This is a genomic window from Streptosporangium becharense (genome assembly GCF_014204985.1).
Lineage (GTDB): Bacteria > Actinomycetota > Actinomycetes > Streptosporangiales > Streptosporangiaceae > Streptosporangium > Streptosporangium becharense.
In genome coordinates, this window is the sequence record NZ_JACHMP010000001.1 from 2,205,584 (window position 1) to 2,230,002 (window position 24,419).

The 24,419-nt window shown below is 73.0% G+C and carries 19 protein-coding genes; 12 read left to right on the forward strand and 7 right to left on the reverse strand.

Features of this window, described 5'->3' with window-relative positions:
- Positions 1 to 70 precede the first annotated feature (70 nt).
- Entirely contained in the window at positions 71 to 1,081 is a 1,011-nt protein-coding gene (gene fepB, locus F4562_RS09495) for a Fe2+-enterobactin ABC transporter substrate-binding protein (RefSeq protein WP_221207112.1), read from the forward strand.
- Complete coding sequence (locus tag F4562_RS09500; RefSeq protein WP_184542695.1) at positions 1,081 to 2,553, forward strand: enterochelin esterase domain-containing protein; 1,473 nt, start codon at positions 1,081 to 1,083, stop codon at positions 2,551 to 2,553. The genes fepB and F4562_RS09500 overlap by 1 nt, the downstream gene beginning before the upstream one ends.
- A gap of 122 nt (positions 2,554 to 2,675) precedes the next feature.
- Here F4562_RS09500 and F4562_RS09505 read toward each other — a convergent pair whose 3' ends face one another.
- The 3 genes from F4562_RS09505 to F4562_RS09515 form a co-directional block, all read right to left on the reverse strand.
- Positions 2,676 to 3,716: a FecCD family ABC transporter permease gene (locus tag F4562_RS09505; protein ID WP_184542697.1), complete on the reverse strand. Its 1,041-nt coding sequence runs from the start codon at positions 3,714 to 3,716 to the stop codon at positions 2,676 to 2,678.
- A complete protein-coding gene (locus tag F4562_RS09510) occupies positions 3,713 to 4,696 on the reverse strand; it encodes a FecCD family ABC transporter permease (protein ID WP_184542699.1) in 984 nt (327 codons plus the stop codon). Before F4562_RS09510 ends, F4562_RS09505 begins: the two co-directional genes overlap by 4 nt.
- A gap of 104 nt (positions 4,697 to 4,800) precedes the next feature.
- Positions 4,801 to 5,880 carry a thiolase C-terminal domain-containing protein gene (locus tag F4562_RS09515; RefSeq protein WP_184542701.1) on the reverse strand — a complete coding sequence of 360 codons (1,080 nt, stop codon included), beginning with the start codon at positions 5,878 to 5,880 and terminating at the stop codon, positions 4,801 to 4,803.
- Positions 5,881 to 6,230: 350 nt separating this feature from the next.
- On the opposite strand from F4562_RS09515, the gene F4562_RS09520 reads away from it, so the two are divergent.
- The 6 genes from F4562_RS09520 to F4562_RS09545 all read left to right on the forward strand — a co-directional run bounded on the left by F4562_RS09520 (position 6,231) and on the right by F4562_RS09545 (position 13,339).
- Positions 6,231 to 6,992 (forward strand): MerR family transcriptional regulator, encoded by a 762-nt coding sequence (locus F4562_RS09520; protein ID WP_184542703.1) that lies wholly within the window; start codon positions 6,231 to 6,233, stop codon positions 6,990 to 6,992.
- A gap of 201 nt (positions 6,993 to 7,193) precedes the next feature.
- Positions 7,194 to 8,207, forward strand: coding sequence for a glutamine synthetase (glnII, locus tag F4562_RS09525; RefSeq protein ID WP_184542705.1), 1,014 nt, complete (start codon positions 7,194 to 7,196; stop codon positions 8,205 to 8,207).
- A 109-nt stretch (positions 8,208 to 8,316) separates the two neighbouring features.
- Entirely contained in the window at positions 8,317 to 8,940 is a 624-nt protein-coding gene (locus tag F4562_RS09530) for a TetR/AcrR family transcriptional regulator (protein ID WP_184542707.1), read from the forward strand.
- A gap of 136 nt (positions 8,941 to 9,076) precedes the next feature.
- A complete protein-coding gene (locus F4562_RS09535; RefSeq protein ID WP_184542709.1) occupies positions 9,077 to 9,973 on the forward strand; it encodes a TrmB family transcriptional regulator in 897 nt (298 codons plus the stop codon).
- Positions 9,974 to 10,202: 229 nt separating this feature from the next.
- Positions 10,203 to 11,867, forward strand: a complete 1,665-nt coding sequence (locus F4562_RS09540; protein WP_184542711.1) for an NAD(P)/FAD-dependent oxidoreductase — start codon at positions 10,203 to 10,205, stop codon at positions 11,865 to 11,867.
- The gene (locus F4562_RS09545) at positions 11,864 to 13,339 is read left to right on the forward strand and encodes an ATP-binding protein (protein WP_184542713.1); all 1,476 of its coding nucleotides are present in this window, start codon (positions 11,864 to 11,866) and stop codon (positions 13,337 to 13,339) included. The genes F4562_RS09540 and F4562_RS09545 overlap by 4 nt, the downstream gene beginning before the upstream one ends.
- 102 nt (positions 13,340 to 13,441) lie before the next feature.
- On the opposite strand, the gene F4562_RS09550 is transcribed toward F4562_RS09545, so the two are convergent.
- Positions 13,442 to 14,701, reverse strand: a complete 1,260-nt coding sequence (locus F4562_RS09550) for an alpha/beta fold hydrolase (RefSeq protein ID WP_184542715.1) — start codon at positions 14,699 to 14,701, stop codon at positions 13,442 to 13,444.
- A 300-nt stretch (positions 14,702 to 15,001) separates the two neighbouring features.
- On the opposite strand from F4562_RS09550, the gene F4562_RS09555 reads away from it, so the two are divergent.
- Both F4562_RS09555 and F4562_RS09560 read left to right on the forward strand, forming a co-directional pair.
- Positions 15,002 to 16,060 carry an LLM class flavin-dependent oxidoreductase gene (locus F4562_RS09555; RefSeq protein ID WP_184542717.1) on the forward strand — a complete coding sequence of 353 codons (1,059 nt, stop codon included), beginning with the start codon at positions 15,002 to 15,004 and terminating at the stop codon, positions 16,058 to 16,060.
- Positions 16,061 to 16,130: 70 nt separating this feature from the next.
- Positions 16,131 to 17,687, forward strand: coding sequence for an AMP-binding protein (locus tag F4562_RS09560; RefSeq protein ID WP_184542719.1), 1,557 nt, complete (start codon positions 16,131 to 16,133; stop codon positions 17,685 to 17,687).
- 89 nt (positions 17,688 to 17,776) lie between these two features.
- Here F4562_RS09560 and F4562_RS09565 read toward each other — a convergent pair whose 3' ends face one another.
- The 3 genes from F4562_RS09565 to F4562_RS34780 all read right to left on the reverse strand — a co-directional run bounded on the left by F4562_RS09565 (position 17,777) and on the right by F4562_RS34780 (position 21,585).
- Positions 17,777 to 19,447 (reverse strand): carboxylesterase/lipase family protein, encoded by a 1,671-nt coding sequence (locus tag F4562_RS09565; RefSeq protein WP_184542721.1) that lies wholly within the window; start codon positions 19,445 to 19,447, stop codon positions 17,777 to 17,779.
- 225 nt (positions 19,448 to 19,672) lie between these two features.
- Positions 19,673 to 20,539 (reverse strand): cyclase family protein, encoded by an 867-nt coding sequence (locus F4562_RS09570; protein WP_246473868.1) that lies wholly within the window; start codon positions 20,537 to 20,539, stop codon positions 19,673 to 19,675.
- 143 nt (positions 20,540 to 20,682) lie between these two features.
- Positions 20,683 to 21,585 (reverse strand): SDR family NAD(P)-dependent oxidoreductase, encoded by a 903-nt coding sequence (locus F4562_RS34780; protein ID WP_246473397.1) that lies wholly within the window; start codon positions 21,583 to 21,585, stop codon positions 20,683 to 20,685.
- 195 nt (positions 21,586 to 21,780) lie between these two features.
- On the opposite strand from F4562_RS34780, the gene F4562_RS09580 reads away from it, so the two are divergent.
- Both F4562_RS09580 and F4562_RS09585 read left to right on the forward strand, forming a co-directional pair.
- Positions 21,781 to 23,997: a serine/threonine-protein kinase gene (locus tag F4562_RS09580; protein WP_184542726.1), complete on the forward strand. Its 2,217-nt coding sequence runs from the start codon at positions 21,781 to 21,783 to the stop codon at positions 23,995 to 23,997.
- Positions 23,998 to 24,028: 31 nt separating this feature from the next.
- Complete coding sequence (locus F4562_RS09585) at positions 24,029 to 24,391, forward strand: Zn-ribbon domain-containing OB-fold protein (RefSeq protein ID WP_184542727.1); 363 nt, start codon at positions 24,029 to 24,031, stop codon at positions 24,389 to 24,391.
- Positions 24,392 to 24,419 lie beyond the last annotated feature (28 nt).

A 24,419-nucleotide genomic window follows, 5' to 3' on the forward strand; every position in this document is an offset into this window, starting at 1 on the left:
TCCCGGATCATCTTTAGGTTAGGCTTTCCTAATATTAGTTAGGCTTGGTATACCTAATCGTGGAGTAATGATGAGATCTCCGATCCGTCGTCGCTGGATGACCGCCGTCGTCGTGGTCGCGACGGCGCTGGGGCTTTCCGCCTGCGGTTCCGGCACGGACACGGCCGCCGGTGCGGGGACCGGAGCCGCCCCGGCCGCGGGCGACGTCCGGAAGGTCCAGCACGAGCTCGGCAGCACCGACGTACCCGTCGCCCCCAAGCGCGTCGTCTCGGTGAGCGTGACGCTGACCGGGCACCTGCTGGCGCTGGAGGCGCCGCTGGTGGCCTCGCAGGCCACCGCGCCCGGCCCGTTCACCGACGGGAACGGCTTCTTCAAGCAGTGGGGGGACGTCGCCACCCAGCGCGGCGTTCAAGTGGTCTACCAGGGCTTCGAGGCGGACATCGAGAAGGTCATCGCCGCCAAGCCCGACCTGATCATCGGCTCCGCCTCCGGCGCGGACAGCACGTCGAAGGTGTACGACCGGCTCAAGAACATCGCGCCGACCCTGCTCTTCCGGCACGACAACGCGACCTGGCAGGAGCTCACCACCAAGCTGGGTGCCGCCCTCGGCCTGGAGGCGAACGCCGCGAAGGTCGTCTCCGCCTATGACAAGCGCGTGACCGAGGTGAAGGACAAGATCAAGAGGCCCGAGCAGGACATCGTGGTGCTGCGCGACAACAACACCGACATCCCGGTGTTCACCGAGACGTCCGCCCAGGGCGCCGTGCTCACCGCACTCGGTTTCAAGATCCACCCCATCGACTCCTCCCTGGCCGCCGCGTCCACCGCGGAGGGCGGCGCGCGCACGGACATCGTGAGCCTCAAGCAGGAGAACGTCGTCAAGGCGATCGGGGACAGCTCGGTCTTCTTCGTCGGACACAGCGCCGACCAGATCGCCGCCACGCAGGCCAAGCCGCTCTGGAAGGACCTGGCCGCCGTCGCCGACAAGCGGGTCCACGACCTCGGCCTCGACTCGTTCCGCATCGACTACTTCAGCGCGTCCAGCATCGTCGACCGCATCGAGAAGGAGTTCGCCGGCTGATGCGGCACGTCCCGCCGCAGGTCCCGCGTCCCGCCCCGCCCGAGATCGTGGTGAGCCCGCGGCTCGCGGCGCTGGCCGCCGAGCTGCGGGCGGGCCGGGCGGAGGCGCTCGAGGGGTTCTGGGCGGCGGTGACCGCCGAGGGCACGCCGCTGGTCGAGGAGATCCCCGGCGACCCCGTACACCGCGCCGTGACGTTCCTGTGGCGCGGGGACGCGGACGACGTGCTCGTCATGGCCAACAAGCTCAACGACCCGAGCGTGCTGGAGGCGAGCCTCATGGAACGGCTCGGCGGCACCGACGTGTGGCACCGCACCTACCGCGTCGGATCCGCCTGGCGAGCCTCCTACCGGCTGGCGCCGGGCGGCCGCGAGGGTTCCCGGACGGACGCCGCCGAGGACCGTCCGGGCCCCGGCGCCGGCGCCGCGGAAGCCCGCCCCGTCACCGACGTGAAGGACCGGACGGGCACGGACGCTGGCACGGGCACGCAAGGCCGGACAGGCACGGACGCGGGCACGGACGCTGGCACCGCGGGTCTCGCGTCCTCCGTCCCGCTCGGTGGCGAGGTGGCGCGCCGAAGGGACGCGATGATCGCCGCCGGGTCGCGGGTGCCGCGCGCGGCGATCGAGCGCTGGTGCCTGGGGCTCGCCCGGGCGATCGCCGACCCGCTCAACCCGCGGTCCTGGCGCGGGTACTCGGTGGCCGAGATGCCGGACGCGCCTCCGCAGCACGCGCTCGCGCCGCGCCGGAGCCGGCGCGAGCCGACCCGGCACGTGATCGGCGGCCGGACCGTGTGGCGGTACGACCCGGCACGGCCTTCCGCCGCGACGCTCGTCCTGCTGGACGGCGAAGACTGGACCGGGGACGCCCCGGTCATCCTCGGCAACCTCATCGAGGCGGGAGCGGTGCCGCCGCTGACCGCGTTCCTGGTGGAGTCGGGCGGCCATCGGGCCAGAACCCGCGACCTGACGTGCGACGACGGGTTCGTGTCCTTCCTGGCCGACGAACTGCCCACCGGGGAGCACCCCCCGTCCCGGACCGCCATCGCGGGGCAGAGCCTGGGCGGGCTGACCGCCCTGTACGCGGCGTACCGCCGGCCTGACCGGTTCGGAGCGGCCATCTCGCAGTCCGGGTCGTTCTGGTGGCCCAATCAGTCCGGCGGGCCCGGCGAACCCGGTGGGGCGGGCGGACCGGGCTCATCCGGCGGGCCCGATCCGTCCGGCGGGTCCCGCGGATCTCACGGCGAGTGGCTGACCGCGGAGCTGGCCCGCGCCTCGCGTGTCCCGGCCCGGTGTCACGTGGAGGTCGGCACTCAGGAGTGGGCGCTGCTCGGCCCGACCCGGCGGCTGCGTGACGTGCTGCGCGCCGGGGGCTGCGATCTGACCTACCGCGAGTACGAGGGCGGTCACGACGGCGCCTGCTGGCGCGGCTCGCTCGCGGACGGGCTCGTCGCGGTGTTCCGCGGGACCTCCTGACCGCCCGGGACGGAGCGCCTGCCGCGCTCAGGACCCGTTCTCCCCGGCCGTCCGGGGCAGAACGCCCGATCTGCCGGACCTGACCGCCCGGGACAGGACGCCCGACCCCCGGGTCTGACCGTTCAGGAACGGCCCGCCCGCCATTCCCGGTGGAGCAGCCAGGCGAGATAGAGCCCGCCGAGCCCGCCGGTCAGCACGCCCACGGGCAGCTGGCCGGTGGTCGGCAACCGCTGGGCCACCAGATCGGCGGTGGCCAGCAGCACCGCCCCGGTCACCGCCCCGGCGGCGACGCCCGCGCCGGGCGCCCTGGTCAGCCGCCGGGCGAGCTGCGGGGCGGCGAGCGCGACGAAGCTGACGGGGCCGGCCGCGGATACCGCCACTCCGGACAGCACCACGGCGACGACCAGCAGGGCGAGGCGGTGGCGCTCCACGGAGAGACCGAGTGCCGCGGCGGTGTCGTCGCCCATCTCCATGGCCCGCAGCGAGCGGCTCAGCACCAGCGCCATCGGAAGCAGCAGCGTCACCGCCACCGCCACCGGCCACACCCGCTCCCAGCCTGCCCCTGCCAGGCTGCCGACGAGCCACACCTTCGCCCCCTGCGACTCGTACAGGTCGGCTCTGGTCAGCAGGTAGGCGATGAAGGAGTGGAGCATCGCGGTGACGCCGATGCCGACGAGCACCAGCCGGTTGCCCTGCACACCGCGTTTGAAGGACAGCGCGTAGACGAGGAGAGAGGCCGCCAGGCCGCAGAGCAGCGATCCCGTGGCGACGGCCAGGGCCGTGGCGGCGTCCACGAGGAGGATCACCGCGACGGCGCCCGCCGCGGCGCCCGCGTTCACCCCGACGATGTCGGGGCTGCCGAGCGGGTTGCGGGACAGGCTCTGCACCACGGCGCCGCCGACGCCGAGCGCCGCCCCGACCAGGAGGGCGAGCAGCACACGCGGGGCACGTACCTCGTAGACGACCATCTCACTCGCGCCGTCGCCCTGCCCGAGCAGGGTCTTGACCGCATCCCAGGGGGAGATCGCCGAGCCGGTGCCGAGGGCGAGCAGCCCGACCACGGCGGCGACGGAGAGCAGACCGAGGACGACCGTGGCCGCCCGGAGGTGGATCCGCAGCGAGATCCGGCGCGACGGGGTGCGGACGGTGCGGTAGGCGCTCACAGGGTGATCTTTCGACGGCGGAGGAGGTAGATGAACATCGGGGCTCCGACGAACGCGGTGACGATGCCGCTCTCCAGTTCGTTGGGGTGCACCACGACCCTGCCGATGACGTCGGCCGCGAGCAGCAGCGCCGGGGCCATGACGGCCGAGTAGGCCAGCACCCAGCGGTTGTCGGGGCCGGCGAAGGCGCGGACGGTGTGCGGGGCCATGAGCCCGATGAAGCCGATGGGCCCGGCGGCGGCGGTGGCGGCGCCGCAGAGCAGCATGATCGCCACCACGCCGACGAGCCGGATGCGGCCCAGGTTCGCCCCCAGGCTCTGCCCCGTCTGCTCGCCCAGCGCGACGGCGTTGAGCCCCCGCCCGAGCCCGAGGGCGAGCACGGCGCCCACCGCGACGAACGGCGCGATCTGCCGCACGACGTCCGCGTCCCGGCCGGCGAGCGCACCCACGTCCCAGAACCGCCACTGCTCGAAGACCCCGGAGTCGAGGGTGAGCACCCCGTCGATGACGGCGATCAGGAAGGCGCTGACCGCCGCGCCGGCGAGCACCAGCCGGGCCGGGTTCGCGGCGCCGCGTCCCGTCGTGCCCAGCACGTAGACCGTGACCGTGGCCAGGGCGGCGCCCACGAGCGCGAACACCACCCATATCTTCACGTCGGTGACATCGAAGAACAGGATGGAGCAGACCACGGCCAGTGAGGCCCCGGAGTTGACGCCGAGCAGGCCGGGATCGGCCAGCGGGTTACGGGTGAGCGCCTGCATGAGCGCCCCGGCGAGACCGAGCGCGGTGCCGACGCAGATACCGAGCAACGTCCGGGGAACCCGCAGATCATGGACGACCGCGGCGGTCTCCCCCCCGTCAGGGGACCACAGCTGCCGCCAGACCTCGTCGACCGGGATCGTCTGGGCACCGACCGCGACGCTCAGCACCGCCGTCACCGCGAGAACCACGAAGGAGACGGCGAGCACCGTCCACCGCATCAAGCCTCCCCATCATTTAGGAGAGGCTTACCTTAATAGACATGCCATCCAACGGAATAACCGGGGCGGAAGTGCCGGAAGGCGGCCGATCCGGCTTCAGGCCCTCAACCGTGCACCAGTAAGGCCGCGCTACCGTAACTGCCGCCGAAGCCGGTCACCAGCGCCGCCTCCCGGCCGGCTCGGAGCTCCCGCACCGCCTGCGCCACGTTGTTCAGGCCGTGCACGTAACCCTCCGAGAGCAGGCCGCCGTGCGGGTTGACCGCGGCATGGCGGCGGGCGAGCAGGAACTCGCCGAGCCCGTCCCGGGTGACCAGGCCGAAGTCCTCCAACTGGCGGGGGACGAGCCAGGAGTAGGCGTCGTAGAGCAGGGCCACGTCCACGTCCGGCGGACGCATTCCGGCGGCCTCCCACAGCGGGGCCGCGACGTGGGCGGAGAAGATCGCGGTGACGTCGGGCGAACGGTCCATCGAGGAGCAGCCGGGGCCGCCTCCCCGCACCACCGCGCGGACGCGCGGAGCGCCGGGGGCCAGCCGCGCGTCGCGGACCACGAGAGCGCAGGCGCCGTCGGTCTCCTGGCAGCAGTCGGCCGCGCGCAGCGGCGAGGAGATGTACGGAGCGGCCAGGTAGTCCCGCAGGGAGAGCGGGTCGCGCCGCAGGGCACGGGGGTTGCCCGCCGCGTTGTCACGCGACTGGGCGACCACCGCGTGCAGGTGCTCCTCCCCCAGGCCGGTGTCGTGCAGGTAGCGCCGGGCCGCCAGGGCGAACAGCGGGACGGGCCCGGCCATGCCGTACGGGGCGGTGAAGCGCTCCTGCGGGCCGGTGGAGACGGTGTTCATGCGCTTGCCGGAACGGCCGTTGAGTGCCCGGTAGATCAGTACGGTGCGCGCGACCCCGCAGGCCACGAGCATGGCCGCGTCGCCGAGGATCGACGCCGCCTGGGTGCCGCCGCCGGCGATGTCGTTGTGCCAGCCGAGCCGTTCGACGCCCAGCGCGCGGGCGACCTGGACCACCGGCGCGGAGTCGTTCAGGTGGTAGCTGAGGACCGCGTCGACGTCAGCGGCCTTCAGACGGGCGTCGGCCAGCGCGGCCCGCGCCGCCTCGACCGCGAGCTCCAACTCGGTCCTGCCCGACCGGCGGGTCAGTGCCGTCATGCCGACGCCCGCGACGGCCGCCCTGTCCCGCATGTGACTCCCGCCGGGTCGGGTCGCCCGCCGGGGCGGGACGCGATCCGTCCCGGCGGGCGACGTCGATGGACCGCCGGGCGCCGCGGGCGCGGGCGATCGCCCGTCACGCTAACCTCCACACCCACTACAGGCAAGCGCTTGCTCGGAGAAGTAACCGCCACCCGCCAGGGCCACGGCCACGCGCCGCTCAGCGCTCAGCACCCCGGCTGCGGACCGGACGCGAGCCGGGCACGAGCCGGGCACGAGCCAGGTGCAAGCCAGGTGCGGACCGGACGCGAGCCGGGCACGAAGCGGGTGCAGGCCGGACGCACCGGAATCGGACGCCGCTTGGCTAGCTGTACTATCCAGCAGTGCGGATATCAGAGCTCAGCACCGCATCGGGCGTGCCCATCCCGACGATCAAGTACTACCTGCGCGAGGGCCTCCTTCCGGCGGGCGTACAGACCTCGGCCACCAGGGCGGAGTACGGCGAGAGCCACCTGCGGCGGCTGCGGTTGATCCGGGCGCTGCTCGAGGTGGGGCGGCTGTCCATCGCGTCCATCCGGAGGGTGCTCGCCGCCGTCGACGACGAGGGCCTGAGCATGCACCGCGTGCTGGGCACCGCGCACTACGCCATCGCCCCGCCGGTGGAGCCGCCACCGCCCGGCGAGAGGTGGCGACGTGCCCGCGCCGAGGTCGACGCCCTGATCGACGACCTCGGCTGGCGGATAGACCCCGAGGCCCCCACCCGAGACGAGCTGGCCCACGCGGTTCTCGCCCTCGACCGGCTCGGCATGCCCGCCACCGGGGAGGCCCTGCGTCCCTACGCCGAGACCGCCGCCAGGCTCGTCGCCGAACACGAGATCGGCACCATTCCCGTCGGCGGCTCCCGGGAGGCCGCGGTCGAGGCCCTGGTCCTCGGCACGGTCCTGCACGGCAGGATTCTGGACGTCATGCGGCGCCTGGCGCACGAGTCGGTCTCGGCCGTCACCTTCGGCCCGGCCGGCGAGAACGGCCCGACCGGTGAGAGCGGCGGCCCGGCAAGCGAGGGGGACGGCCCGGCGGGTGACGGCGGCGGCCCGGTCGGCGGCGGGGGCGGCCCGGTCGGCGGCGGGGGCGGACAGTCGGCGTGACGGAAGTCTCATCCACCCCGCCCGAACGGAGAACAGGCAGCTCACAGCCCTGAATCGGGGCTGTGCGGGGTTTTCCCACCGCCGCTGCCTGCCCAAACGGCCCTGGGTAACACCCTGTTCACATACGGGCAACAGTTGCGAAATCGCGTCTTGCGAATCTCTTAGCGCAGCAGATCCCCTTCCTCCTCAAGGACTCCGCCGATGACCTTCAAGGCTGAATACATCTGGATCGACGGCACGCAGCCGACCGCCAAGCTCCGTTCCAAGACCAGGATCCTGGCGGACGGCGCCGAGCTCCCGATCTGGGGCTTCGACGGGTCCAGCACCAACCAGGCCGACGGCGGTTCCTCCGACCGCGTGCTCAAGCCGGTCTTCAGCTGCCCGGACCCGATCCGCGGCGGCGACAACCTGCTGGTGCTCTGCGAGGTCCTGAACATCGACATGACCCCGCACGAGAGCAACACCCGCGCCGCCCTCGTCGAGGTTGCCGAGAAGTACGCCGACCAGGAGTCCTGGTTCGGCATCGAGCAGGAGTACACCTTCTTCAAGGAGGGCCGCCCGCTCGGCTTCCCGCTCGGCGGCTTCCCGGCCCCGCAGGGTGGCTACTACTGCGGCGTCGGCGCCGACGAGGTTTTCGGCCGCGAGGTCGTCGAGAAGCACCTCGACTACTGCCTGGCCGCCGGCCTGGCCATCTCCGGCATCAACGCCGAGGTCATGCCCGGTCAGTGGGAGTTCCAGGTCGGCCCGGCGGGCCCCGTCGAGGTCGCCGACCACCTGTGGATCGCCCGCTGGCTGCTCTACCGCACCGCCGAGGACTTCAACATCGCCGCCACCCTGGACGCCAAGCCGGTGAAGGGCGACTGGAACGGCGCCGGTGCGCACACCAACTTCTCCACCAAGGCGATGCGCGAGGGCTACGACGCGATCATCACCGCCTGTGAGGCCCTGGGCACCAACGCCGAGGAGCACGTCAGGAACTACGGCGCCGGCATCGAGGACCGCCTCACCGGCCACCACGAGACCGCTCCGTGGAACAAGTACAGCTACGGCGTCTCCGACCGCGGCGCCTCGGTCCGCATCCCGTGGCAGGTCGAGGTCGACAAGAAGGGCTACATCGAGGACCGTCGCCCGAACGCCAACGTCGACCCCTACAAGGTGACCCGCCTCATCGTGAACACCTGCTGCTCCGCCCTGGAGAAGGCCGGCCAGGTCTGACCCGGGTCCGATCACCGCGAAGGCCGCGGACGCCCTGCCGGGGGCGTCCGCGGCCTCACCCTTTAACAAGACGAGACGTTCCGGTTCGTCTTTTGGTACATTCGACCGGATGAAGACCCCGAACCCGACCCGGCGCAGCGAACGGTCGCGCCAGGCCATTCTGAGCGCCGCGTTCGACCTGGTCGCCGAGATCGGGTACGCCAAACTGACCGTCGAGGCCATCGCCGCGCGCGCGGGCGTGGGCAAGCAGACGATCTACCGCTGGTGGCCGTCCAAGGGGGCCGTGTTCGTCGAGGCGGTGCTCGACCTGAGCCGGGACGAGCGGGGGGAACTTGCGCTGCCCGACACCGGCGACCTCCGGGCCGACCTGCGCGGCGTGCTCCGCGCCATCGTCGACGAGTACAACGATCCCAAGCTCGACGCGATGAGCCGTGCCCTCAGCGCCGAGGCGCTGGCCGACCCCGCGCTCAACTCGGAGATCACCGGCCGGATCCTGGGGCCGATCCTGGAGGCGACCAGGGAGCGGCTGCGCAGTGCCCGGCGGGCGGGCCAGGTGGCCGCGGACGCCGACCTGAGCGTGGCCGTCGAGCTGCTGTTCGGACCGGTCTATCACCGCTGGATGCTGCGGACGAACCCGCTGACCCACGAGTACGCCGACACGGTGGTGGAGTTCGCCCTGCGGGCATTGGCCCCGACTCAAGGCGAATCCGATTCGGTTTCTGTCAAAGGGTGAAAAATTCCTCCCTGGCCCCCCAACCTGCCCCAACGACACAAAACACCAGCACAACCCACCTATGTGGAAAAAATCCCCTGAAACAGGTCCTTTAGGACAGCGCTAAACGGCTATCGCGCGCCGTACCATAACTGCGATGCGCGATGTAGTGGAGCAATTACAGCGCCTGGGCATGTCTGGGTACGAAGCCAAGGCGTACGTCACCCTGGTCGGAGCCGGACAGCCGCTCAACGGCTACGAGGTCGCCAAGCGTTCGGGCGTGCCCCGCAGCACGGTCTACGAGACGCTGGGCAAACTCGTGGCCAAGGGGGCGGCGTACGAACTGCGGGGGGCCGACGACGCCACCGACTACCTGCCCCTGCCGCCGCGGTCGCTGCTGGAGCGGCTGCGGCGGGAGTTCGACGACTCGATCGAGGCGCTGGAGTCATCGCTGCCGGCGATCGTGGCCCCGCCCGGAGCCCACCTGATCCACAGCCTCAAGGACGCCGGCGCGCTGCTCGCACGGGCCGAGGACGTGATCGCCGGGGCACGCGCAGACCTGTTCCTGTCGATCTGGCCCGAGGAGATGAAGCGGCTCGCCCCGCTGGTCAAGCGGGCCGCCGAGCGCGGCGTGGACACCTCGGTGCTGCACTTCGGACCGGTCGCGGACCCGGTGGGCCACATGTACGAACACCGCTTCCCCTCCCTCGACGAGGACCTGGAGGAGCCGGGCCGGCGCCTCCTGGTCGTGGCGGCCGACCGGCGGGAGACCCTGGTCGGCGGGTTCGCGGGCGACACCGCGTGGGGCGTCTACACCGAGGACCCGGCGGTGGTGACGATGGCGGTGGAGTACGTCGGGAACGACATCGTCATGCAGGTCATCGCCGAACGGGTCGGCCACGAGACCATGCGCGGGTTCTGGGCCGACGATCCCCGGCTCGCGCACCTGCGCGCCGCCCGCGACCGGTACGCCGCCCTTGTCCGGGCCGCCGGTCCGCCGGCCCGTCCGGAGGGCTCGCAGGCGGCCCCCCTGCACCCCGGAGACGTCCGCTGATCCGGGAGCCGCCGGGGAATTCCGGCGGTTCCCGGGGTGCCCCGCCGCCCGCGGACGCCCCCGGCGCCGACCCGTGCCCCCCGGTGCCGGCGCGTGCCCTCCGGCGCCTGCGGGCGCCTCGGACGCCCATGATCGTCCGTCGGGGGAAAAATGGCTCTTAACGTAGATATGACATCCTTCGGAGAGATTGTCTCCTTCTGGATCGTCTCCATCTCGGGGAAGGCAGCGTATGGACAAGCCGGTCATCATGACGGTCGACGACGATCCCGGCGTTTCACGCTCGGTCGCGCGTGACCTGCGGCGCAGGTACGGGCAGTCGTACCGGATCATCCGGGCCGAGACGGCGGCGCAGGGCATCGAGAGCGTGCGCGAGCTGCGGCTGCGCGGCGACGACGTCGCCGCGATCCTCGCCGACTACCGGATGCCCCAGATGAACGGCGTGGAGTTCCTGGAGCAGGCGATGGACCTGTACCCCTACGCCCGCCGCGTGCTGCTGACCGCCTACGCCGACACCGACGCGGCGATCCAGGCGATCAACGTGGTCGACCTCGACCACTACCTGCTCAAGCCGTGGGACCCGCCGGAGGAGAAGTTCTACCCGGTGCTGGACGCCCAGCTGGACGCCTGGCAGCGCACGGACCGGCGGGAGACGGACGAGCTGCGGGTGGTGGGGGCACGCTGGTCGGCGCGGTCGTACAAGATCCGTGACTTCCTGGCCCGCAACCAGGTTCCCTACCGCTGGGTGCTGGCCGACAGCCCGGAGGGCTCCGAGCTGCTGGCCGCGGCCGGAGAGGCGTGCACGATCGGCCCGGCGAAGCTGCCGCTGGTCATCACCGCCGGCGGCGCCAAGCTCACCGCGCCGGGCACCGCCGAGCTGGCGGAGGCCGTCGGGTTGTCCACCGCCCCGGCCACCGACTTCTACGACCTGATCGTGATCGGCGGGGGCCCCGGTGGCCTGGGCGCCGCGGTCTACGGCGCCTCCGAGGGGCTGCGCACGGTGATGGTCGAGCAGCACGCCTCCGGCGGGCAGGCCGGGCAGAGCTCCCGCATCGAGAACTACCTGGGCTTCCCCGACGGCGTCTCCGGCTCCCAGCTCGCCGACCGAGCCCGCCGTCAGGCGCTGAAGTTCGGCGCGGAGCTGCTCACCGCGCGCAAGGTGACCAGCCTGGAGGTCAAGGGCCAGGCCAAGGTGGTCGGTTTCGCCGACGGCGGCAGCATCGCCGGGCACACCGTCATCCTGGCCACCGGCGTCTCCTACCGGCGGCTGAACGCCCCCGGCCTCGACGACTTCATCGGCTCCGGCTGCTACTACGGCGCGGCCATGACGGAGGCGTCCGAGTGCCGGGACCGCGAGGTCTACATCGTCGGCGCGGCCAACTCGGCCGGTCAGAGCGCGGTCCACCTCTCGGGCTACGCGAGCAGGGTCCATCTCGTCGTCAGGGGCGACGGGCTGGAGCGGACCATGTCGCACTACCTGATCGAGCAGATCTCACAGCTGCCCAACATCGAGGTGCACACCGGGACCGAGGTCGTCGGCGGCGAGGGCGACGGCCACCTGGAGCGGATCACGCTGAAGGGCCCGGACGGCGAGCGCACGGTCGACGCCGAGTGGCTGTTCGTCTTCATCGGCGCCGAGCCGTTCACCGACTGGCTCGGAGACACCGTCGAACGCGACGGGCGGGGCTTCATCCTCACCGGGCCCGACCTGACCTCCGGCGAGAGCCGCCCCCGCAACTGGCCGCTGCGGCGTGACCCGTACCACCTGGAGACCAACGTGCCGGGGGTGTTCGCCGCCGGCGACGTACGGGCCGACTCGATCAAGCGGGTCGCCTCGGCCGTCGGCGAAGGCGCGATGGCCGTGGCCCTCGTCCACCGCTACCTGGAGCAGGCGTGACCGGCCCGGCGGAGCCCGGCGGCGTTCCCCGGGCGGAGCACAAGGTCGACGTCGACGTGCTCCGCGGCCTGTTCCTCTTCGAGGACCTCGACAGGGAACGGCTGGAGTGGCTGGCCGCACACGGCGTGCAGCAGGAGTTCGCGGCGGGCGAGCCGATCGTCAGGCAGGGCGACCCCGCCGAGCGCTTCGTCGTGCTCGTCGAGGGCGAGATCGTGATGGTCACCGAGACCCCCGCGGGGACGGTCACGATGACCCCCACCTCCCAGCCCGGCGCCTACGCCGGGGCGATCTCCGCCTACCTGGGCGACCGGGCCCCGGAGAACTACACGCACTCGCTGCGCGCCACCAAGCCGACGCGGATGTTCGTGCTGCCGGCCGAGCGGTTCCGCTGGATGATGACCGAATGGTTCCCCATGGCGGTGCACCTGCTCGACGGGGTGCGCATGGGCGGGATGGCCCAGCGGGAGCTCATCGACCGGCGGCAGCGGTTGACCGCGCTCGGCACCATCACCGCCGGCCTCACCCACGAGCTCAACAACCCGGCCGCCGCGGCCGTGCGGGCCGTGGGCGACCTGCGGGACAAGATACGGATGTCGCGCCGGCGGCTGGCCGAGCTGGCCGAGTCCGGGATCGAGCCCGAGCGGCTCCGTGCCCTGGTCGACCTGCAGGAGACGTGCGCCGAGAGCGTCGGCGAGGTGCCGAAGCGCTCCCCGCTGGAGACCTCCGACGCCGAGGACGAGCTCTCCGACGCCCTGGAGGACGCCGGGGTCGAGGACGCCTGGGACATCGCGCCGCCGCTGGTGGGCGCCGGGTTCACCGTCGACGTGCTGGAGAAGGTCCGCGGCGCCGCGGGCGACCGGCACCTGAACGCGGCCGTGCACTGGATGGCCGAGGCGATCGAGATCTCGCAGATGCTGAACGAGGTCACCGACGCGACCGAGCGGATCTCCTCGCTGATCGCCTCCGCCAAGCAGTACTCCCAGATGGACCGCGCGCCGTACCAGACGGTGGACGTGCGGGAACTGCTCGACAGCACGCTCACCATGTTCCGCGGCAAGATCCCGCCGGGGATCAGCCTGGCCACCGACTACGACCCGGCGCTGCCCCCCGTCCCGGCCTACGCCGGGGAGCTCAACCAGGTGTGGAGCAATCTGATCCACAACGCCCTGGACGCGATGGGGAGCACCGGGACCCTCACCGTACGCACCCGGCTGGAACACGACACGGTCGCGCTGATCGAGGTCTGCGACACCGGTCCGGGCGTCCCCGAGGAACTGCGGGAGCGGATCTTCGAGCCGTTCTTCACCACCAAGGCGGTCGGCGAGGGCACCGGTCTCGGCCTGGACATCTCCTTCCGCATCGTCTCCGGCCGCCACGGAGGCGACCTGCGGGTGGAGTCGCGTCCCGGTGACACCCGGTTCCAGGTGCGCCTGCCTCTCGCCGAGACGCCGAGCACCGCGGGAACGTCCTGACCCTCTCCCGCCGCGTCCTCCCCTGCGGAGCGGCGGGCCCCGCAGTGGCGGGCCCACCCGGAGCGGCGGGCCCGCGAGAGCCGCGGACCCGCCGGGGCGGCGTCAGGAGCCGTGGACGCCGTTGACGATGTCCATCAGGCGGGCCAGGACCCTGCCGCCGGAGACCCGCAGGCCGTCGTGCTCCCACTCGTTGGTCACCCACGTCCGCACGTTACCGATCGCGGCGGCGGTCCGCATGGACAGGTCCTCCTCGACGTACATGTCGTCGTAGTAGACGGCCGCGGCCACGGGAACCCGGTTGGCCGCGAGCCGGGCCGGGTCGTAGAGGGCGGGCCAGCCGGACTCGGCGGCGAGGATCTCGGCGGCGCCCTTGAACGGGCGGAGGGCGGCGATGTCGTCGAACATCCAGGGGTAGATCATCTCTCCGACGGGGAGCGCCGGCTCGGCGTCCTCGTGGAACTCCCCGGGCAGCAACCGGTGGGCCGCCCAGGCCGTGGCGGCCCCCTGGGCGTAGATCGCCTCGTGCATGACCGCGTAGAGCGGGTTGCCGACGAACCCGGTGGCCATCATGACCTCGTACCGGAACAGGTCGGAGAGCCTGTCACCGTGCCACGCCTCGTCCAGCAGCCAGTGCAGGTATTCGGCGCCGTCGCTCATACCGAGGCACAGGCCGAGGGTCTGCAGGCGGCGCACGGTCAGCACGTCGCCGTCCGGCAGCATGACCTCGTGGTGGCGCAGGTGGTCGGTGACCGCCCGCAGGCGCCCGGCGTCCTCGGGATAGCGGGCGAAGTAGCGGTCGACCTTGGCGCGGACCCTGGGGTAGGTGCGGGCGTAGACGTCGTCGGCGGTGGCCTCGAGACCGGGCAGTCCGCCCGTTATGTAACAGGCCTTGAGCCCTTCGGGAGCGCGGGAGAGGTAGGTCAGCGTGACGAAACCGCCGTAGCTCTGGCCGAGGGTCTCCCACGGCCGGTCGCCGCAGAGCTCGCGCCGGATCAGCTCGGCGTCGGCCACGATCGAGTCGGCCCGGTAGTGCATGAGCCGGGCGGCGATCTCCTCGTCCGTCCCGGTCACCGTGCGCGCGGTGAGGGGCGTGCTGCGTCCGGCCCCGCGCTGGTCGAGCAGGAGCACCCGGTGGGTCTTCAGCGCGTGTCCCAGCCAGCCGTCGGCGGCGGTCGGCCGCGGCGACTTGCCTCCGGGCCCGCCCTGCAGGAAGAGCAGCCACGGCAGGTTCTCACCCCTCCTGGCCGGGTCGATCGCCTCACGGGCGAAGATCTCTATCGTCTCGCCGCCGGGGTCGGCGTGGTCCAGGGGGACGGTGAACGTGTGGTCGGTGAGCGCCACACCGGGCAGAAGGACAGTCACCCGGGAGAAACTACCCAACCTCGCGCGCGGGGCCGCGCCTGGTGGGTGCGATTCGCCGGCACGGCCGCGCGGGGACCTCACGCGGACGGTGCACGGAGACCTCACGCGGACGGTGCACGGAGACCTCACGCGGACGGCGGCGCCGGGCGGGGGTCCGTGGTCCGCCGGTACCGCCGCGCGGGGACTTCCCCCCGGGCGGGGAACTGGTACGCTTCCCAAGCGAGCGCTTGGTTTCGGACGGGCCGCCGTACCCGAGGCCGCGGAACGGGACAGCCGGAGACGACCCCCAGGGGACAGCCGATGAAGTTCTCGACCTTCCACCTCTTCCACCGGTTCGACGGCCAGAGCTTCAAGGACGTCTACGACCACCACCTGCGGCTGATCGAACTCGCCGAGGAGCTGGGGTTCCACGGCGTCCGGCTGGCCGAGCACCACTTCCGCGACTACGGCGTGGTCCCCAACCTGTTCACGATGCTCGCGGCCATGGCGGCGCGCACCGACCGGATCCGGCTGGGAACCGGCGTCGTGGTGCTGCCGCTGCACAACCCGATCCACGTCGCCGAGGAGGCGGCGATGGTCGACGTTCTCTCCGGCGGGCGGCTGGAGCTGGGCATCGGACGCGGCTACCAGAGCTTCGAGTTCCAGGGCTTCGGCGTCGAGCTGGCCGAGGCCCGTGACCGGTTCGACGAGGCGCTGGAGGTCGTCCTCGGGCTGTGGGGCGCCGGGGCCTTCCGGCACGAGGGCAAGTTCTACCGGACCGGGACCGGGGTGGAGCTCGTCCCCCGGCCGCTCCAGTCCCCGTTCCCGCCGATCCACGTGGCGGCCGTGTCGCCGGAGACCGTCACCATGTACGCCGGACGCGGCCTGCCGATCCTGGCCGACCCGGCCGCGCCGTTCCACAAGGTGGTCGGGGCCGCGCGGACCTGGCGGGAGACCGCCGAGCGCACCGGGCACGACGTGACCGGTGCCGAGCTGGTGGTCGCGCGCAGCGTCTACGTGGCCCCGACCCTGGAACGGGCCCGCGAGGACCAGGCCGCCTTCGAGGCGGGTTTCGACCGGGGCCGGATCTTCAACCGGGAGAGCGCACCGATCGACCCGCGGACCGGCCGGGCGGCGCAGGGGTTCGAGTACTACCAGGACCGCTACCTCAAGGGTGGTTCGCTCTCCAACGACTTCCGCTGGGAGCAGTTGGAGGTCATCGGCGACCCCGGGCGGGTGATCGGCCAGATCCGGCTGCTCCGGGACGCCGGGTTCGCCAACCTGCTCTGCGACTTCGGCAGCACCCGGCCGATGCCGGCGGCGGAGCTGGAGAAGGTGATGCGGTTCTTCGCCGCCGAGGTCATGCCGGCCTTCCGGTGACCGGTCCCGTACGACGCGTGCCGGCCGCGGCGCGGGCCGCGGTCGCACGCCATCCCCAGCAGGAGACGCGATGATCCACCGGTTGACCCTGTCCGACGTCCTCGCCGAGCACGCCCGCAGCCGCCCCCTGGTGACGGCCGTGGTGGACGGCGAGGTGCGGCTCACCTACCCCGAGCTCGACGCGCGGGTCACCCGCCTGGCCGACGCGCTGGCCGCGCGGGGCGTCGCCGCCGGAGACCGGGTGCTGTGGCTGGGACGCAACAGCCACGCGGTACTGGAGCTGCTGCTGGCCGCCTCCCGGCTCGGCGCGGTCTTCTGCCCGGCCAACTGGCGGCAGTCGACCGGCGAGCTGGCCTTCGTCCTGGACGACCTGGCCCCGAAGGCCGTCGTCTGGGAGGAGTCGGAGGCCGCCGCGCCGCTCCGCGGGGACGACTGGATCCTCATGGGGGCCGGTTATGAGACGTTCCTGGCCGGCGGGTCCGGCGGGTCCGGTGGAAGCGCGGACGGCGACCCCGGCGGCACCAGCGACCCCGGCGGCGGCACCGGCGACGACACCGGTGACGACACCGGTGACGACACGGCGCCGGTTCTCGCGCTCTACACCGCCGCCTTCGACGGCCGTCCCGCCGCCGCCCTGCTCAGCAGCGCCGCCCTGGTCGCGCACAGCGTGTCGCTGCTGGTGGTCCGCCAGATGGAGCCGGGCTTCACCTTCCTCAACAGCGGCCCGCTGTTCCACGTGGGCACAATGATGTTCTGCCTGGCCACCCTGCAGATCGGCGGGACGAACGTCTTCACCCCCGCGTTCGACGCCGAGGAGGTCTGCCGGCTGGTCGAGGCGGAGAAGGTCACCCAGGCGTTCCTGTTCGGCCGGATGATCGACGAGGTGGCCGAGGCGAACGGGGACGGCCGGTACGACCTGTCCTCGCTCCGCTTCGTCTCCCACTCGGCCGCGTGGGACGCGATGACGACGGTGGACGACTCCCCCTGGTGCCGGTCGAAGATGGGCGGCTACGGGCAGACCGAGGTGGGCGGCATGCTGACCTTCCTCGGGCTGGCGCCCGGTGCCGCCGGTCCCGCCGGGCGGCCGTCCCCGCTGGTCCAGGTGCGGATCCTGGACCCCGACGGCCGCGAGGTGCCCGCCGGGGAGGTGGGCGAGATCTGCGCACGCGGCAGGTCGCTCTTCTCCGGCTACCTCAACCGGCCGGAGCTGACCGCGGCCAGGATCCGGGACGGTTGGCACCACACCGGTGACCTCGGCCGCCGGGAGGCCGACGGCACGATCACGTTCGTCGGCCCGCGGCTCCGCATGATCAAGTCGGGCAACGAGAACGTCTACCCGGCCGAGGTCGAGCGCGTGCTGAAGACCCACCCCGCCGTCGCGGACGCGGCCGTGATCGGGGTGCCCGACGACCGGTGGCACCAGGTGGTCAAGGCCGTCGTGGTCCTCGCGGACGATGCCGGGCCGGTCACCGCCGAGGACGTCGCCGAGCACGTCCGGGCCAGGATCGCCTCCTACAAGAGACCCCGCCACGTCGCCTTCGTCGAGGCCATCCCGAAGAAGGGCTTCACCCCCGACTACGACGCCCTCGACGCCGCCCACGGTGGCGGCGGCTACCCCGGCGGCTGACCCCGCACCGAAGACCGGGGCCAGGACGGCTGACCCCGCACCGGGAAGGCCGGGACCAGGACGGCCGATCCCGGCGCCGGGAGGCCGGATCAGGACGGCTCCGGCCAGAAGCCGAGGTTGTGGTCGGCGGCGTAGTCGACGGGCCCGACCGCACCCGGTACGAGCGCCTGGGTGTGCGGGACGGACGCGGCGGGGTCGAAGCGCTCCCAGCGGGGCCGCCCGGCTCCGTTGGGGTCCCCGGTGCGGGCGAAGGCGGTCCAGTAGTCGATCATCTGGTCCGACAGCGCCCGCTGGGCGGGGGTGAACGCCGCCTTCTCCTCGGTGAACAGGTACGGCAGGTCGGCCGCGTGGAAGGCGCCGAAGGGGAAGTCCGTCCTCAGCGGCAGGAACATCGGGGCCTTCCGGTCGGCGAACTGGTAGGCGTAGACCGGAACCCCGGCGCCGAGCAGCCGGTTCTGCTCGAACGTCGCGCGGGCCCACATCCGGTCGGTGACGACGGCGGACCAGGCCAGCGCGGGGGAACCGTGCTTGTCCGGCGGGTACTCGGCGGCGACCGCCGCCGCCTCGCGGCCGAACGCGGTGCGCAGCAGCCCGCGGTAGGCCGCCGCGGTGACCGGCCTGCCCGCCGCCTCGTGCAGCAGGGCGGTGAAGAGGCGATGCTCGTCACGGGTGGCCCCGGAGATCACCGGGACCCGGTGGAAGCGCCCGGCCCGCAGTTCCCCGGCCGGCGGACGGGGCAGCGTCTCGCCGCCGTGCGCGTACGCCTGGAACATGTTCATGATCTGCGGGACCTTCAGGATCCGCTCCACCGGCAGGGCACGCAGGCAGCGCAGGTCGCCGCAGCCGAGCCGGGACGCCGCGTACTTCCCCGTCTCCTCGGTCTCGCGCACGGTGCGCAGGCCGTAGGAGGGCTGGGCGGGAACGTCCTCCCCCATGCTGCCGGCGAGCATGTCCATCATGCCCTCGCCGCTCTGCAGGACGGCCCGGTCGAACAGGCCGCGGGCACCGGGTGAGGTCAGGTGACCGGTGATGCTCAGCGCCCCCCAGGAGACGCCGAACACGGTCACGTTGCCGGGATCGCCGCCGAACGCGGCGGCGTTGCGGCGGACCCAGCGCAGGGCGGCCTGCTGGTCCTGCAGACCGTAGGTCCCCGACCCGGCCAGCCCCGGGTAGCCGAACCCGCCGAACACGCCGAGCCGGTAGTTGATCGTGACGACCGCCACGTCCCCCCTGGTGGCGAGGCGGCGCGCGTCGGCGAGATCTCCCGAGCCCAGCGCGCCGTCGCCGTGGATCCACACCATGACCGGCTTTCCGCCGCCGGGTGTGCGCGGCACGGTCACGTTGAGGAACAGGCAGTCCTCCTTCGAGCTGGAGATCTTCGCGTAGTCGCTGCCCACCTGCGGGCACATGGCACCCGGCCGGGTGGCGTCCCTGACGCCGGCCCAGGGGGCGGGCGGGCGGGGGGAGCTCCAGCGGAGCTCGCCGACCGGCGGGGCCGCGTACGGGATTCCCTGGAAGATCCGGTGCCCGTGGGTCACCGTCCCCCGCACGGCCCCCGCGTCGGTCCGCACCATGCTCCCGTCGGCGCTTCCACCGGCGTCGCCGACGGTGCCCGTACCGACGCTCCCGGCGGTGCCCACACCGGCGGGAGCGCCGGCCGCCTCTCGCGCCTGTCCCGCCGGCGGACCCGCGCACGCCGCCACCAGGGCGACCACCGCGGCCAGGGCACCTGCCGTCTTTCCTCTCCTGTCTCCACTCATGCCTCCACGCTGTCAGGACCGGGTCCGGCGCCCCAGACTCATCGGTACGCGATCGGCCGGGACAGATGTCCCGGCCCGGATCGGGCGGGATCGGGCGGGATCTGCCCGAATCGGACAGGATCGGACAGGATCGGGCTGGGTCGGGCGGGCACGGGCGGAGAGCCGTCCCCCGGAGGCTCGCGGAGGATGCCTTCAAAGGGTTCGGATGGTGGAGGACGGCCGCCTTCAGAGGATCGCCAGGGGCGTGATCGGGCTGCCCGTCCCGCCCTCGATCCGCAGCGGCGCCGCGACGAAGACGAAGTCCCCGCCGGGACGGCCGGCGCAGGCCGCGCCGAGCTCCTCCAGTGAGAGCATCTCGGCCAGATGGATGCCGTGCCGCCAGAGCAGGATCATGTGCAGGTCGTCCTCGATGCTCTCGCCGGCGAGCTGGCGGGCGTCGAGGCCGCCGACGGCGGCGTTGTCGGCGGCGACCACGGCGACGTCGCGGGCGGCGAGCCACCGGCCGCCGTCGGCGGACAGCCCCGGCTGGCCCGCCCAGTACGCCTCGGGGGAGCTCTCCCAGACCAGGGGCCAGCCGGTGCGGACCACGGCCACGTCACCGGGGCGTACGTCGTCGTGGATCTCCGCCAGCAGGTCGCCGGAGACGCGGAAGTCCACCGGGAGGTGGGCGAGGCCGAGGTGGCGGGGGACGTCGAAGAGCACCCCCCGCGCCACGACCCCACCGACGTTCTCGATACCGCAGCGGGCGGCGCCGTACGACCTGACCCGGGCGGCCGGGTGGCCGTTGTAGAGCTCCTCCCCCGACCACATGTGGCACAGCGCGTCCATGTGGGTGGTGGTCCCGTGGTGGGTGACGACGAGTGCGTCGTCGGCCACGCGCAGGCCGGCTCCGATCGGGCGGGCACCGGCCGCGTAGTCGCCGCCGTCGACCGACATGAAGTGCTGCGGCAGTGGCCGGCCCCGCAGGTGGGGAACCGTCGTGGGAGCGGCCGAAGAGGTCGCACCCCGGATCGGCATGGCCAGACTGATCACCCGGCCGGTGACCGCGGAGCCCAGGGCGGCCAGGACGGCGGCGGGGGTCAGCAGGTTCAGGGTGCCGCGCTGGTCCTGCGGACCGAAGCGGCCCCAGTTGCCGGGCTCGGCCCTGTCGCCGGGGTCGGTGTCATTGCCGCATTCGGTACCGTTGCCGGATTCGGCGCTGTCGCCGGGTTCGGTGCTCACGTGGACGCCCGCTCTCAGTGCATCGTGACGCCGCCGCTGACCGACAGCGTCTGGCCCGTGACGTAGGCGGCCCGGTCGGTGCACAGGTAGGCGACCAGCCCCGCGACGTCCTCGGGGGTGCCCAGGCGGCGCAGCGGGACGTCCCTGACGATCCTGCCGACCAGCCCCGGCCTCTCGGCGTCGACGCGGCGGAGCATCGGGGTGTCGGTGGGGCCGGGGCAGACCACGTTCGAGGTGACGCCGCCCCGCGCGGCCTCCCTGGCGAGGCTCTTGGCCAGGCCGAACAGCCCGGCCTTGGTCGCGGCGTACGCCCCCTCGCCGCCGGAGCCGGCCCGTGCCCCGTCGGAGGAGACGAAGACCAGCCGGCCCCAGCCCCGTTCGGTCATCCCCGGCAGCAGCAGCCGGGTCAGGAGCATCGGGCCGCGCAGGTTGACCCGCCACATCAGCTCCCAGCCCGCCGGGTCGCTCGTGGCGAACGGCTCCACGATCGAGATCCCGGCGTTGTTGACGAGGATGTCCACCGGCCCGGTCCGGTCGGGGACCCGCTCCACGGAGCCGGGATCGGCCAGATCCACGCACAGGGCGACGGCGGGCGCCCGCGGTCCCGTACGGGACCCGGACCGCGGCCCGGGCGGGACGGACGGACCCGGTGGGACAGGCGGCTCGGGCGGACGAGACGGGTGGGGAGGGCCGGGCGGGACGGACGGACCCGGAGGGCGAGGAGGTCGAGGCGGGCCGGCCGGGCCCTTGGAGGTGCCGTTGATCTCGTCGGCGACGGCGACGGCGCCGTCCTCGTCCACGTCGGCCACGACGACCCGGGCCCCGAGCGCGGCGAGGTCACGGCAGACGGCCGCGCCGATCGCCCCCGCGCCGCCGGTCACCACCGCGACGCGGCCGTCCAGTCGCAGGCCGTCCATGTGTCCACGCCTCCACCGCACCCGCGCTCCATCTAGTCGAGCGCTTGCTTGGTCATCGCTCGGAGCCTAACACGCGGCCGGGCCTTCTCCCGGCCCGACAACCGCGCGCTCTACGACAAAATTCATCGATCGTGACAACCAGCCCCATGGGTGAGACCGTCGAACAAGTTGACGGCACTCTGAGGGGGATCTGCAGTGGTTCCGGGATACCGCGAGGTTCGAGAGCTCGGCGTCGGCGGGGGCGGACGCGTGGTGCTGGCCACGTACACCGCCACCGGAGCCTACGTGGCCATCAAGTACCTCAACGCGGCCCTGAAGGACGATCACCGCTTCCTGACGCGCTTCCGCGAGGAAGCGCGGATCATGGTGGAGTTGAGCGACCCGAACGTGGTGCAGCTCTACGAGTACTACGAGGACGTGCTCGACGCCGCGATCGTGATGGAGCTGGTCGACGGAGTCTCGCTGAGGAAGATCCTGACCCGGCACGGCGGCACGAGCCCCGAGGCGGCGCTCACCGTACTCAAGGGCTCGCTGCTGGGCCTGGCGTCCGTCCACGCCGCAGGGGTCGTCCACCGCGACTACAAGCCGGAGAACGTGCTCGTCCAGGCCGACGGCGCCAGCAAGCTGGCCGACTTCGGCATCGCCACGCACGTCGGGGAGACGGGCGTGGCCGCGGGCACCCCGCCCTACATGGCGCCGGAACAGTGGGACGGAGCCCCGGCGAGTGCCGCCACGGACGTCTACGCGGCCACGTGCGTGTTCTTCGAGTGCCTCACCGGGCACCGGCCGTACCCGGCCGGCCACGACGCCGTGCTGATGCACCGGCACCGCGACGCCCCGATCCCGGTGCACGAGGTGCCGAGCTCGGTCCGCGCGCTGGTCGCGCGGGGCATGGCCAAGCACCCGGCGGACCGGCCGGTGAGCGCGCGGGCGTTCCTCGACGAGGTGGAGACGGCGGCGCTGGCCGCCTACGGGTCGGAGTGGGAACAGCGCGGACGTCGGCATCTGGCCGAGCTCGCCACACTGCTGGCGCTGGCGTTCCCGCTGGCCAGGCCGGCCCCGCGGGCGAGCACCTCGATCGCCGGCACCGTACTCGGCCGGGTGGGGCGGATGCGCCGCCTCCGGCCGGGCCCGCGGACGCTGGCCGGGGTCGGCGTGGTCACCGTCGCGGTGACCGTCGCTCTCATCGCGGCCAACCGCCCGTCCGACCGGCTCTCCGCGGGCACCGTCTTCACTCCCCCGCCCGGTCCCGCGGTGGCCGGGGAGAGGCCCGCGCCGCGTCGGCGGAGCCCGGCGCCACCGGTGCCCGACGCCCCGGGCGTGGCCGGTCCGGCCACCGCGCCGGAGCCGGCGCCGACCGCCGCGGCCACCGGACGCCCCGTACCGCCCCCACGGGCCGGCGGGGCCGGCCGGGTCACCCCGCCACCGCCGGTCCCGACCCGCACGCGGACGGCCACCGCCGCACCCACACCGGTGCGGCCCCCCACCCAGGCCCCCACCCAGGCCCCCACCCCGGCTCCCACGTCGCCCCCCACCCGCGTGCCGACCCCCACTCCCACGGGCACGCCGTCCCCGGAGCCGGTGCACGCGGTCGGCGACCTGGCGGTCACCGGGATCGACGCGGACGGCGCCACGATCGGACTGCGCGCCTCCACCCCGGCGGACGTCGTGCTGACCGTCGCCTTCGCCGAGGGGGACGACCCGGACCGGCTCCGGGAGGCGTCCTCGCGCGCCGTCACGCTCGCCGGATCGACGGCCTACTCCCGGACGGTCCCCTACGCCTTCTCCACCCCCGGCTGCGGGCGGACGCTCTACCGCAGGGTGACCGTCTCCACCTCCCCCCGGGCGGAGAACGGCACGCGCACCCGGACCGAGACGGTCCGGGGCGAGCCGTGCGCGCCGCCCTCGGTCTCGATCGGTGCCTTCGACGGCGCCGTGGTGGGCTTCCGGGTGCGGACGGCGGACACCTCGCCGGTGACCGTCCGGCTCGGCTTCACGCAGCGGGTCGCCGGCGGCCGGGACACTCCGGCGGGCACCGTCCGGGAGCTTCCGCTCTCCGGCGCCGTCGACTACCGGCGCCGGATCGCCGGGGAGTTCGCCCCGCTGCCCCGCTGTGGGGAGTACGCCGTCCGGACGGTGACGATCACCACCGTGCCGGCGGGCGGTACGGTCACCCGCGAGGCGCGGATCGACCTGCCCGACTGCTCGTCCGGGCCCTCCTCCGGGCCGCCGTCGGAACCGCCGTCAGAGCCACCGTCAGAGCCGCCGTCGGTGCCCTCGCCGAATTCTTCACCGTCCCGGGTGCCCGTCCCGGTCGGGGAGCCCGCCGCGACCCCGCGGCCCTCCCCCGCGCGGGAGCCCGCGGGCTTCGTGGACGTTCCCGGCGAAATGGGCAAGGACCGCGCCTTGTAAGCAAACCAAGCGTGCGCTAGCTTGGCGATCGATGAGCTTCGACACGCGCGCCTACTGGGACGCCTGCCGCCGCGGTGAGCTGGTCGTCCAGCGCTGCACGGCCTGCGACCGGCGGGTGCACCTGCCCGCCCCCGAATGCCCCCACTGCGGCGGCACCGAGCTGCCCTACGAACCCGTCTCCGGCGATGGCACCGTGCACACCTTCACCGTGGTGCACCGCTCGTTCGCCCCCGGGTTCCGGGGCCGGGAGCCGTACGTGACGGCCTGGATCGACCTGCCCGAAGGTGTGCGGGCGTTCGGGCAGGTGGTGGAGTGCCCGCCGGACCTCGTGCGGATCGGCATGCCGGTGCGTGTGACCTTCGTCGACGACCTGCCCCAGTGGAGACCCGCGTGATCGGGCCCGGTGGCGTCCCGACCCGTCC

Coding starts and splice junctions, on each gene's coding strand:
- fepB (WP_221207112.1), top strand. CDS start 71: ATGAGATCTCCGATCCGTCGTCGCTGGATGACCGCCGTCGTCGTGGTC.
- F4562_RS09500 (WP_184542695.1), top strand. CDS start 1,081: ATGCGGCACGTCCCGCCGCAGGTCCCGCGTCCCGCCCCGCCCGAGATC.
- F4562_RS09510 (WP_184542699.1), bottom strand. CDS start 4,696: ATGCGGTGGACGGTGCTCGCCGTCTCCTTCGTGGTTCTCGCGGTGACG.
- F4562_RS09515 (WP_184542701.1), bottom strand. CDS start 5,880: ATGCGGGACAGGGCGGCCGTCGCGGGCGTCGGCATGACGGCACTGACC.
- glnII (WP_184542705.1), top strand. CDS start 7,194: ATGACCTTCAAGGCTGAATACATCTGGATCGACGGCACGCAGCCGACC.
- F4562_RS09530 (WP_184542707.1), top strand. CDS start 8,317: ATGAAGACCCCGAACCCGACCCGGCGCAGCGAACGGTCGCGCCAGGCC.
- F4562_RS09535 (WP_184542709.1), top strand. CDS start 9,077: ATGCGCGATGTAGTGGAGCAATTACAGCGCCTGGGCATGTCTGGGTAC.
- F4562_RS09540 (WP_184542711.1), top strand. CDS start 10,203: ATGGACAAGCCGGTCATCATGACGGTCGACGACGATCCCGGCGTTTCA.
- F4562_RS09555 (WP_184542717.1), top strand. CDS start 15,002: ATGAAGTTCTCGACCTTCCACCTCTTCCACCGGTTCGACGGCCAGAGC.
- F4562_RS09560 (WP_184542719.1), top strand. CDS start 16,131: ATGATCCACCGGTTGACCCTGTCCGACGTCCTCGCCGAGCACGCCCGC.
- F4562_RS09565 (WP_184542721.1), bottom strand. CDS start 19,447: ATGAGTGGAGACAGGAGAGGAAAGACGGCAGGTGCCCTGGCCGCGGTG.
- F4562_RS34780 (WP_246473397.1), bottom strand. CDS start 21,585: ATGGACGGCCTGCGACTGGACGGCCGCGTCGCGGTGGTGACCGGCGGC.
- F4562_RS09585 (WP_184542727.1), top strand. CDS start 24,029: ATGAGCTTCGACACGCGCGCCTACTGGGACGCCTGCCGCCGCGGTGAG.